Source organism: Flagellimonas spongiicola (assembly GCF_023502425.1).
Lineage (GTDB): Bacteria > Bacteroidota > Bacteroidia > Flavobacteriales > Flavobacteriaceae > Flagellimonas > Flagellimonas spongiicola.
This window is the reverse complement of sequence record NZ_JAMFMA010000002.1, coordinates 344,155-355,576: the sequence shown is the minus strand read 5'-3', so window position 1 is coordinate 355,576 and position 11,422 is coordinate 344,155. Positions and strand designations below refer to the sequence as shown.

Below are 11,422 nucleotides of genomic sequence, written 5' to 3'. Positions count from 1 at the left end.
TCATCATTGTTGTCTTTTAACCAAAAATTTTGGTGCGGCATTGTTTCTACCCACGATAAAAACCTCTTTATCGTCTATGGTAATTTTTTTCATAGATCTTGTGGCACCGGAAACATCAAATCCAGTATTTTTCATCACCTCGTAAACTCCATTTGCGGTGCGGTGCAAAATTAGTCCATGAAAGGCATCCAACCTTCCTAATTGGGTGCTAATTTCATAGTTATTGCCCAAGAAAATCAGTTCTTTAACGTTGTCATTGTCCAAGTCTTCGAGGTCAATTTCAAACACGGCTGAGGACTGGACTAAATTAGGCAGTAGATACTTGGTAAATGTATCGTTGCCTTCGTTTATAAAATAGCAACTAGCCAATTCATAAACGTGTTTCGTTGTGGCGGAATTCAGCTTTTCACTTCCAAATAACTCGGTAATGGATGCTTTGGCGAATGTAGCGTAGGAGAGATATTTCTTGTTTAGAAATGGCATTTGCTTAACCAGTTCGTCCTTGGATGCAAATGGGGTTTCGGTATTCTTGTGAAAATGGGTCACGACGGGTTCCATGGACCCATTGTCATCAAAATCATTTAGATACAGATTTATTGGGTGGTTTGCGGTTGCTTTTAGTTTGCTATTAAGACCCCAATTCCCAGCTATCAGGTCTAAATCACCATCGCCATCCAAATCATCCATTTGTATAGTATTCCACCAGCCATGGGTATTTTCAAGCCCATTGTTCTTTTGTAGTGTTAAGGTTTGTCCGTCATTTAAAAAAACGGCTATGGGCATCCAATGACCGGCCACAATTAAATCCATAAAACCGTTATTGTCGATATCCACAGAAAGGGCATCCTTTATATTTCCCAATTCTACTAATTCAGGTATCGTTTGTTCGGTAGCATCAATGAATTTGCCTTGACTGTTTCTTTTTAGGAGATACTGCCTAGGTGTTTTTCCATATTGTGATGGAACTTGATCAGACAATAGGAGAATTTCCTGCACATTGTCATTATCAAAATCTACCGCCATAACTTTGGATGCATTGACTTCTAATTTGGGCAGTAATAGGGTGTCAATTTCCATTTGCCCATTTCTATTGAGGTAGATTCTTGGTTGAATTGGTTTGCCAGAGAGAAACTCATTTCCTCCACTACCAACCAACAAATCAGGATAGGCATCATCATTGGCATTGAAGACCGTATGGGTGACATCTTCATTGACCTTATCTTGATCAAATAGCTCGGGTTGACGAGTAGTAAAGCTTCCATCGGTCTCCTGAATGTAAAGAACAGAACTTTGTCTTTTCGCCCCGCTGATAAAAAAGTCCTCAAGGCCATCTTTATTCACATCAAAAACAGTAATATCCGGTCCTTGATTGGAATTGGCGAAAGGTATCAGGGGTTCACGGTCAAAATCTAATGAAGCTGTTTCACTATGTTGAAAATCCACCAGGGAATCCAAACGAACAAAGACATGCTCTTTTTCTTGTGTGGTATAGTGGTATTTTTTCAGTTTTGTAGCATCCTTTTTTAATGCTAAAGATGCAGATGCTTTTAGATCGTACAGCATTTGATATTTACCATCTGGCCAAATAATCTGAAGGGAATCTATAATAGAATCTGTTCCCAGACCTAGATGAATTGATGGGTCAACCGCGGACAAGTAGCCTTTGGAAATATAGTTTTCTTGTGTAATGGTTTTGGTTGGCGTGTAGGCTGTCACTTTTGTTCCAATACCAAACTTATTTTTGGGGCCTGCGTTGATTGTTAAAGACAGATGATTGCCAGACGTGCTGGTATTCTCCATGATAAAAGCTTGTTCGTCAACATTGTTTACCACAATATCTAAATCCCCATCATTGTCCAAATCTGCATAAATGCTGCCATTGCTAAAGGAACTTACATTACCAATCCAAGATGCTGTTTTGTCTACAAAACTGGTTCCGTCGGTATTTTTATAAATGTAGTTTGGAATTTTTTTAACTGGAATTTCATCGATCAAAGGCATGTCAGATTCCAACATTCCTTGACTTAATCGTTTTTGGATACCTTCATTGGAGATAAAATTGATGAAGTCCATGTCATTGGTGGCCCCTTTGATGCCATTGGAGATGAAAACATCCTTTAGACCATCATTATCAAAGTCTGCCAATAATGTACCCCACGACCACTCGGTTGCAGCAATACCGCTAAGACTACCAATTTCAGCAAAGTTTCCATTGTTCAAATTAAGGTGCAAGGTGTTCTGCATATATTGTGGAGCGTAGCCGTTTTTTAAATATTGCTGATAAATAGGATAGCTATATTCAAGTCCGGAGGTCTTATAAGTTTGTAGATTTTCAGGGAGCATATCCAAGGAAATAATGTCAGTAAGGCCGTCATTGTTTATGTCGGCTACATCATTACCCATTGAAAAATGGGTGGTATGTCCTAATCTATTGTTATCGTTGGAGATAATTTCCTTAAACGTTCCATCTTTTTGGTTGATGTAGAGGTAGTCATTTTCGAAGAAATCATTACCAACGTAAATGTCAGGAAATCCGTCGTTGTTTAGGTCGCTTATGGATAGGCCTAGACCATAGCCACTCTTTCCTTGAAAAATTCCTGTAGATTCACTTACATCATCAAATGTAGCGCCGTTATTTTCATAAATGCGATCACCAGAATAAGGGTCAACATTCTTTCTTTGCGAACCCCGGCCATATGCCCTATTTGGATATACAGAGTGATTCATGAGATATAGATCTAAATCCCCATCTAAATCATAATCAAAAAAGGCAGCGTGGGTTGAGAATCCTGAAAAGTCCAAATTGTATTTTGCTGCTTCTTCCTTGAATGAGGGCATGCCATCGGTATTAACACCTTGGTTTACATATAATAAATTATGCCCTGAAAGGTTTTGATATTGCCCGACTTTGCATACATAAATATCCAATAGACCATCGTTGTTGATATCAATGCTGGTAACGCCCGTTGTCCATCCGTCAGGGTTGTCAATCCCAGCAACTGCGGTTATATTTTCAAATTGGAAATCTCCTTTGTTTAGATAAAGTTCATCAGCAACTTGATTTCCTGTAAAGTAAAGATCGATAAGACCATCATTGTTAAAATCCGCTGATGCAACTCCTCCACCATTATAGTAGTAGAGGTAATTCAAAATATTCAACTCCGGTTTAACGTTCAGTGTATTTGCAAATTGGATATTTGTTTTTGAGGATGGGATTTTTTTGAACAAGGTGGTTTTCCCATTGTCGCAGGATGTGGCGCTAATGCATAGTAATAGTATGTATAACCAAGATTTCGTCATTAATCAGCTTGATATGCTAAATGCTTGTATATTAAGGATTTGCCCCAAATGGTTATGGGCCTTAAAACAGGGTATAATATAGGTGACTAAAAGCTATCTCGAAATAGACGAAGTGTTAATTTCTTACTTGTAGTGCTTATTTCCAGAACATGGCATAAAGCACTGCCAATACCAAAAGAACCGCAAAAGAGCCAATGTTGAAAGTTGGACTGGTTTTAAAGAGACTTTTTGATAATGGAATGCCTTTGGCATCATCCTGACCTTTATTTTGACTAAGACTGGCTAAAACAATAATCAACATGGTCAAAAGTAGGGTATAACCCATTTGGTCCAAGAACGGAACATCCACAAACAATGAACTTGAAGACCAACCTTTAGGTGCAACTTTAAAGTACATGGCAATTGGTATTGATACCAAAGCACCAGTAATTGCAGCTTTGTTTGTAGTTTTCTTCCAGAACAGTCCTAACAAGAAAACAGCGAGGATTCCTGGACTTACAATTCCTGTATATTCTTGAATGAATTGGAATGCTTGGTCTATTCCACCTAATAATGGTGCCATAATAGAAGCAATGATCAAAGCAACAGCAGCAGAAAGTCTACCAACATTAACCGTTTTTTTATCTGATGCATCTTTATTGATGTATTGACGGTAAATATCCATGGTGAATATTGTTGATGTTGAGTTGAGCATGGAGGCCAAAGAAGATACTATAGCTGCAGCCAAAGCCGCAAAAGCAAGTCCTTTTAGACCAACAGGTAGAAATTGCAGTAACCAAGGGTAAGCTTTATCCGCTTGTTCCAAACTTGGTAAATTGGTTACGGCAGCATCACCAAGGCCAGCTAAAATTTCAGGATCATTTACCATTACATAGGCTGCGATACCGGGGATTACTACAATCAAAGGAATGATCAATTTGAGACATGCCGCTAATAAAATACCTTTTTGTGATTCCCGAAGTGATTTGGCAGCAAGGGTCCTTTGAATAATGTATTGGTTAAAACCCCAATAATAAAGATTCGCGACCCAAAGACCACCAACCAATACCCCTAAACCAGGAAGATTCTTGTACTCTGGATTGGACTTGTCCAAAATCATCGCAAATTTTTCAGGTACATTTTCGAAAACGGTTTGCATCCCTGCCATTACACCTTCGCCTCCGGATACAGTATTTAGTGCCAAATACGTAGTGACCAATCCGCCCAAAATCAAGAATACCACTTGTATTACATCTGTCCAAGCTACTGCGGATAGACCACCATATAGGGAATACGCAGCTGCAAATAATGCTAGTCCTATAATACTATAAATCATTGGGATACCCATGATGGTTTCCATGGCCAATGAACCCAAGTAAAGGACTGATGCCAGATTTACGAATACGTAAAGCGCAATCCAAAACAAGGCTAAAATGGTCTTTAACGTTGTGGAAAAACGTTTCTCGACAAATTCTGGAATAGTATATAGCCCTTTTTCAATAAAAATGGGGAGGAAGTATTTTCCAACGATAAGGAGGGTCAAAGCCGCCATCCATTCATAGGAAGCAATTGCCAAACCTACCGCAAATCCGGAACCCGACATCCCAATAAATTGTTCCGCTGAGATATTGGCAGCAATCAATGATGCTCCAATGGCCCACCAAGGGAGTGATTTACTTGCCAAAAAGTAATCTTCTGCATTTTTTTGGTGTCCTTTTTTATCTCGGGAGACCCAAAGGCCAACCCCAAGGATTAAAACGGCATACAACGCAAAAACTAGGTAATCCCAAGAACTGAAAGAAGATGTCATAACTGGTATAGGTTGATTGTTGTTAGGGCGATACCCTTTGTTGCTAATTTAAACAAAAAAGGTCGCCAAAAAATTTGACAACCTTTTTATGTTTGTTATATACTCTTAGTAATCAGGGTTTTGAACCAAGTTTGGGTTAGCTAAAAGCTGTGGGTTCGGAATAGGGAACAATTTATACTTATCGTTTCCAACAGAATTGGCAGCTTTAAACTCCCATTGTCTTGTGTACTGTCCAAAACGGATCATATCATTCCTTCTCCAAGTCTCTGCGTAAAGCTCACGACCTCTTTCTGCCAATAACTCTGCTTCACCAACAGAAGCCAATGGTGTAGCTCCTCTAAGTACGCGAAGTTCGTTAACTTCAGAAGTTGGATCACCACCAGATCTCATCATAGCCTCAGCTCTCATTAAGTGGGCATCTGAAAAACGGAAAATGATTTCATGGTTTGTAAATCCACCGTTATAACGAGCACCGTATTTTTGAACACGGATACCTGTTCTTTCACTGTTATTGATCAAGCTGTTTGCACCGCTATTGTCAACAAAATCCCTTGAAAATTCCAATGGGTTTCCAGGACGATCATTCAATGGCGTACCATCTAAATCATATTGTTGCCCAACCAAGAATCCAAAACCTACGTTAGATCCTAGTTCGAAACCATCATCACTTTCTTCAGTTTGGTCAGCACCAGAGAAAACGGTTCCCATGGGAGGAACACCACCTCTACGCTCTTCTTGACCATCAATAGCAGCTCCAGAAGCATCCAATCTGTTGTTGTTGGCATCACCTTCAAACATGTCATAGTATTCAGCCAAAGTACTGAAACCATTCCATCCACCACCACCGTTGGAAGTGGAGTTGTAGTGAAGACCATTATAGATTCTGTTACCAGTACCAGCAGCCAACCACCAGATGGTTTCATTATCTGGGGAATCTCTAAATAAATCAAAATAACCAGCTTCCAAAGCATATCCGTCAGCTTCAATGGCATCAATCAAGGAAATTACCTCTGCCATATCTCCAGCGTTAGGAGTACCCCCGCCGCCAGTCAATTGATTTTCAAAGATGTGTCTGTTCAAAAGCACTTTTGCTCTAAGATATCTAGCTGCAGCTTTACTACCCGTTTGGTTGGCATCTCCGCTTCCGGCAGCAACTGTTGGAAGACCAGAAATGGCGGCATCCAAATCAGCTAAGATGAAATTTACCGCATCCGCCCCTGTCAATACTTCTGGAATTGAAGAAGAAGGAAGTTGGGTATCTCTAACTGGAACTTGGCCGAATAAATCCAAAATAATGTACATGGAATAGGCTCTTAAGAAGCTTGCATCCGCAACATCTTGTCCAGAAGGGTTACTTCTTGAATCCAGAATTTGGGAAGCTACCAATTGGTTACCGTTCCATTGTTGGAATGGTGTAACAATATCTACAGCTTCTGCATTCCATTCATGGGTATGCAAATTTCTCCATCTACCGTTATCCCCCCAGTCAGTACCTCTTGTTGGTACTAGAAAGGCATCGGTAGTAACTTCGTCCAAGGCAAACTTGTTTGCCTGATCAGCGTACTGCCCAGCAATAGAACTGTACAGTCCTGTAACCCCTGAGGCGGGGTCATCTAGACCCTGGAAACCAGCACTGATAATAGAATCAGTTTCTTCAATTTCCAAATCAGTACAGGATGCAATAGTCCCTACTGATAATAAGGTCAACAAATAAAATCTTATTTGATTTCTCTTCATGATAAACAATTTTTTTTAATTAAAATGATGCGCTAATTCCAAGTGTGAATGTTCTAGCAGCTGGGAAAGCAGCCCAGTCAATACCTCTTGTTGGGATACCAGAACCAAGGTCACCAGTTTGTACGGTAACTTCAGGATCAATACCACTATAATCGGTAATCAGGAACAAGTTTTGCCCAGTCAAAGAAAAACGTAGAGTCTTGAACAGCCCATCACCACTTACAGGCCAGTTATAGCCTAAGGTTGCGTTCTGTAACCTTACAAAATCACCACTTTCCAAGAAGCGCGTCGAAACATCTGCAGAAGCTCCACCAGCCTCACCACTTGTAATCACATCTTGCGTTACGTTTCGGGCGTTGTTGATTGAACCGGCAGTAAAGAAACCATTGGCTGAGTTATTGTATACATGGAATCCAAATTGACCTGCAAAATATGCAGAAGCATCCCATCTTTTTACTCTAAGGTTTAAAGAAAGACCAGTAGTGATATCTGGTAAAGCGTCTTCTCCAACGAATGTTTGGTCACCAATAGGATCACCAGTTCCATTACCATCTATATCTTGGTAAATTGGGAATCCATCAGAATCAAACCCTTCAAAGATGGCCATATAGTAGGAGAACAAGGATTGACCTGCTTCAAAACGCTGCGCAAATGCACCGGAAAGTCCCTGTCCATTAATTGCACCAGTGTTTGCAGAGCTAGCAAAATCCTGAACTTCATTTTCGTTATATGCAATGTTGAAAGCCGTAGAGAACGTTACATCCTCTGATTGAACCCAATCATAGTTGATTGCAAATTCAATACCCTGGTTGATGATAGTAGCATCTTGGTTACCAAACTGGAACGGGTCAACTGCAGGAGCAGCTGGAGGAGTTTGTAACAATACATCTGTAGTTTCGTTCTTATAAACATCGATACTACCACTTAATCGGTCATTGTTGAATCCAAAATCCAAACCAACGTTCAAGTTTAAAGTAGGCTCCCATTTCAAATCAGGAACATCTGTTGCAACAATTGCTAAACCGTTAGGGTTGATGGTCAAATCATTTTGAATACCTAGACCACCAAATCTTTGACGTGCAACGAAATTACCATATCCTAAACCATCTTGGTTACCAGTAACTCCAGCACTCAATCTAAGTTTTAAAGTGGAAACATTTTCACCTACAAAATCTTCTTCGGAAAGCTTCCAGGCAAATGCACCGGAAGGGAATACCCCGTATTGGTTATCAGGACCAAAACGAGAAGAACCATCCGCTCTTACTGTAGCAGTGAACAAATACTTGTCATTTAAGCTGTAGTTGACACGACCGAAGAACGATTGAAGTTCGTCGGTGAAATCAAATACATCACCAGTAACTGCTGTTACATTTCTTTGGTCACCAAATCCAACTACTTCACCAGCAACAACGTCTGGGAACAATCTGTTTACAACAACACCATTAGTGGCATCGTTTAAATAGAATTGTTGGTAGCTGCCTTGAATCGCATCATTTGTGCTCTCTACTGTTGAGATTAAATCTTGGCCCATTTGATCCAAGTTGGTAGTGGAGAAACCTCTACCTGCAGCATTGATACCGAAATCTTGGAAATCTTGATAAGAATAACCAACTAAAATATCCAAGTTGGAGTTACCAAAATCTTTTTGGTAGTTTAATGTGGCTTCAATCAATCTATTTTCTTTATTCAATACATTATAGAAAGCGGCACCTGTTTCTTCAATTCCTGTTAAGTTTTGAACGTTAGAAGAAATTGCGGAAATCGCCTCACTTTCAGACTTGTCATAACCTAGGTTGATTTTACCGGTTAATTCAGGAGTGAATTTGTAATCAATAGAACCATTGATCAATACTCTGTCCGTAAACGTTTGAAGTTGTGTGTACTCCAACAAGTTGGCAGGAAGAATCTGTGTACCTCCATCCGTAAAGTCAGGATCTGTTGGCCATGTTGGATTTGCTGAATAAACAGCACCCAATACATCCCCACGGAAACCAGCAGTTGCACTAAAAGGTGCAGTTTCATCGTTGGTTCTGGAAATAGTGGCGTTTAACCCTAAGGTCAACTTGTCATCCAATAAACGGTGAACTGCGTTGATTCTACCCGTAATTCTTTCTAAGTCTGTTTTCTTAACAATACCATACTGTTTACCATAGCTAAATGTAGCTCTCACATTTCCTTGCCCGTAATTGCGGGAGTAAGAAAGGTTGTGATTGTTGGAAGTAGCATTTCTAGTAATGAAGTCTTGCCAATCCGTATTCGCTCCAAAATCAACATCAGAAGCATTTCCTCCAAATTGCGTAACGGCAGCAAGGAATTGATCTCTATTTAGAAGATCGTACTCACGGATTGGTTTGGAGAAACCAAGGTTAGTAGTATACTCAATTGTACCTCCTTGACCAGTCTTACCACTTTTAGTTGTGATAATTACAACACCATTTGCACCTCTAGACCCATAGATCGCAGTTGCAGAAGCGTCTTTCAAGATACTGATGCTTTCAATGTCATTTGGGTTCAGGAAGTTAAGTGGGTTTCTTACAGCTGTATTACCAAAACCAGTATTACCTGCTGGAGAAGTGTCACCACCTGCCAAAGGAATACCATCTACTACGAATAGTGGATTGTTGTTGGATCGTACAGAATTCGAACCCCTAATGTTTACTGAGATTGCTGCACCAGGTTCTCCACTGGAAGCGGAAATGTTCACACCAGCAGTTTTACCTTGGATCAATTGTTCCGGAGAGGCAATAACACCTCCATTGAAATCTTCCGCAGTAACTGCTGATACCGAACCGGTGGCATCTTTAACGGTAGTTGTACCGTACCCGATGATTACTACTTCATCCAAGGCTTGAGCATCTTCCTGAAGTGTAACATTAATCGTGGTCTGCCCGTTAGCCGGCATTTCCACGGTAGTGTAACCAATGTAACTAAAAACCAAAACTGATGAACTTTCTACACCGTCCAAGGTATAATTACCATCAAAATCAGTTTGCGTACCATTGGTAGTGCCCTTAACAAGAACACTTGCCCCCGGTAACGGTCCGTTCACATCCGTAACAGTACCAGATACCGTCTGAGCCTTTGCCAAACCAAAGCATAAAAATGCTCCAGAAAGCAAAATGCTTTTTAGTAGCGTAATCTTCATAAATAATTAATTTTAAGTTTAGTTAATTTCAATTCAATTGTTAAACATATATAAAAAAAAAGTTAATCGGTAGTTAAGCTGAGAATGAAATGTAACGAAAACGGTTTCGTGTTAATAACTTTGGGATTTTGAGAGTTTGATAATCCTACAAAGCGTAAATCAATCATTTCATAAAAATTCATCCAAGATTTGGAGATATCTGCAATTTTAAGCTAATATACTATTTTTATTTTTTAGTAACTTTTAATTAAAATTAGGTTAATAATCAACCTGCTGTTAAGGAAGGTTTTTTCTGCTGTATTTTTTTGTCTAAGGGGGCTATGTGGTGTATATTGGCTTACCTCTAAAAGTTACCCTAAAATTAACACGAGCAAAAGTGAAATCTAAAATCACATTAAAGGACATTGCAAGGGAGTTGGAAGTCTCCATTTCGACGGTTTCAAAAGCGCTCAAAAACAGCGAGGAAATAAGTAGGGATACCAAAGAAAAAATCCAAGCTTTTGCCAAACTTTATAATTATCGACCTAACAATATTGCGATAAGCTTAAAGAATAAACGTACCAAGAATATTGGTGTGGTTATACCTGATATAGTACACCATTTCTTCACTACGGTTATTCGGGGTATTGAAAAGTATGCAAATGCAAGGGGTTACAATGTTATTGTGTGCTCTTCCGATGAATCCTTTGATAGGGAAGTCATCAACATGGAAATGTTAGCCAACGGGAGCATCGACGGTTTTATAATGTCCTTATCCTCTGAAACACAACTTAAAAACGATTACAATCATTTAAAGGAAGTGACCGATCAGGGTATTCCGGTGGTTTTGTTTGATAGAATTACCAATGAAGTGGAATGTGATAAGGTAATCATCGATGATCTGTTGGGAGCATACACGGCGACCAAGAAGATGATTGATCAAGGAAGGAAAAAGATTGGCCTAATTACGACTGCTGATTATCTAAGTGTGAGTAAGGCAAGGACGGATGGCTATCAAAAAGCACTGACCGAACATGGGCTGGAAGTTGATGAATCCAGAATCCTGAAGTTATCCAGTATGGAGATGGATGAAGAATTGATACAAGATTTTTTTGAAAACTCAGATATTGATGCATTACTCACTGTCAATGAGATTTTCGCAGTTTACAGTATGAGACTTGCACAAAAGAAAGGTATGCGGATTCCAGAGGACATGTCTTTCATTGGATTTACAGATGGTTTTTTATCGCAATATGCCTACCCGAGTCTTACAGTAGTTGCACAACATGGGATACGTATGGGCGAGGTAGCTGCACAAATGCTCATAGAAAAAGTTGAAAGCGAGGCGGAAGTTGAAACCTATCAAACCAAAATTTTGGAACCTACTTTAGTGGTTAGGGATTCCACAATTAATTAATTTTGCGCGCACTTTAGGCACACTTGTGCCAAAAACTAACTATTACTTATATACA

At 39.7% G+C, this 11,422-nt stretch carries 5 protein-coding genes; 1 reads left to right on the top strand and 4 read right to left on the bottom strand.

Going from position 1 to position 11,422, the window contains the following annotated elements; translation table 11 throughout:
* Positions 1 to 3: 3 nt before the first annotated feature.
* The 4 genes from M3P19_RS07790 to M3P19_RS07775 all read right to left on the bottom strand — a co-directional run bounded on the left by M3P19_RS07790 (position 4) and on the right by M3P19_RS07775 (position 9,971).
* Positions 4 to 3,300, bottom strand: a complete 3,297-nt coding sequence (locus M3P19_RS07790) for a VCBS repeat-containing protein (RefSeq protein ID WP_249657098.1) — start codon at positions 3,298 to 3,300, stop codon at positions 4 to 6.
* A 136-nt stretch (positions 3,301 to 3,436) separates the two neighbouring features.
* Positions 3,437 to 5,089: a sodium/sugar symporter gene (locus tag M3P19_RS07785; RefSeq protein WP_249657097.1), complete on the bottom strand. Its 1,653-nt coding sequence runs from the start codon at positions 5,087 to 5,089 to the stop codon at positions 3,437 to 3,439.
* Positions 5,090 to 5,194: 105 nt separating this feature from the next.
* Entirely contained in the window at positions 5,195 to 6,826 is a 1,632-nt protein-coding gene (locus M3P19_RS07780; protein ID WP_249657096.1) for a RagB/SusD family nutrient uptake outer membrane protein, read from the bottom strand.
* A gap of 19 nt (positions 6,827 to 6,845) precedes the next feature.
* Positions 6,846 to 9,971, bottom strand: a complete 3,126-nt coding sequence (locus tag M3P19_RS07775) for a SusC/RagA family TonB-linked outer membrane protein (protein WP_249657095.1) — start codon at positions 9,969 to 9,971, stop codon at positions 6,846 to 6,848.
* A 376-nt stretch (positions 9,972 to 10,347) separates the two neighbouring features.
* Here M3P19_RS07775 and M3P19_RS07770 point away from each other — a divergent pair, with 376 nt between their 5' ends.
* Positions 10,348 to 11,367, top strand: coding sequence for a LacI family DNA-binding transcriptional regulator (locus M3P19_RS07770; RefSeq protein ID WP_249657094.1), 1,020 nt, complete (start codon positions 10,348 to 10,350; stop codon positions 11,365 to 11,367).
* The last annotated feature ends 55 nt before the right edge of the window (positions 11,368 to 11,422 follow it).

Excerpts from the sequence above, each read along its gene's own strand:
- M3P19_RS07790 (WP_249657098.1), bottom strand. The coding sequence starts at position 3,300 with ATGACGAAATCTTGGTTATACATACTATTACTATGCATTAGCGCCACA.
- M3P19_RS07785 (WP_249657097.1), bottom strand. The coding sequence starts at position 5,089 with ATGACATCTTCTTTCAGTTCTTGGGATTACCTAGTTTTTGCGTTGTAT.
- M3P19_RS07780 (WP_249657096.1), bottom strand. The coding sequence starts at position 6,826 with ATGAAGAGAAATCAAATAAGATTTTATTTGTTGACCTTATTATCAGTA.
- M3P19_RS07775 (WP_249657095.1), bottom strand. The coding sequence starts at position 9,971 with ATGAAGATTACGCTACTAAAAAGCATTTTGCTTTCTGGAGCATTTTTA.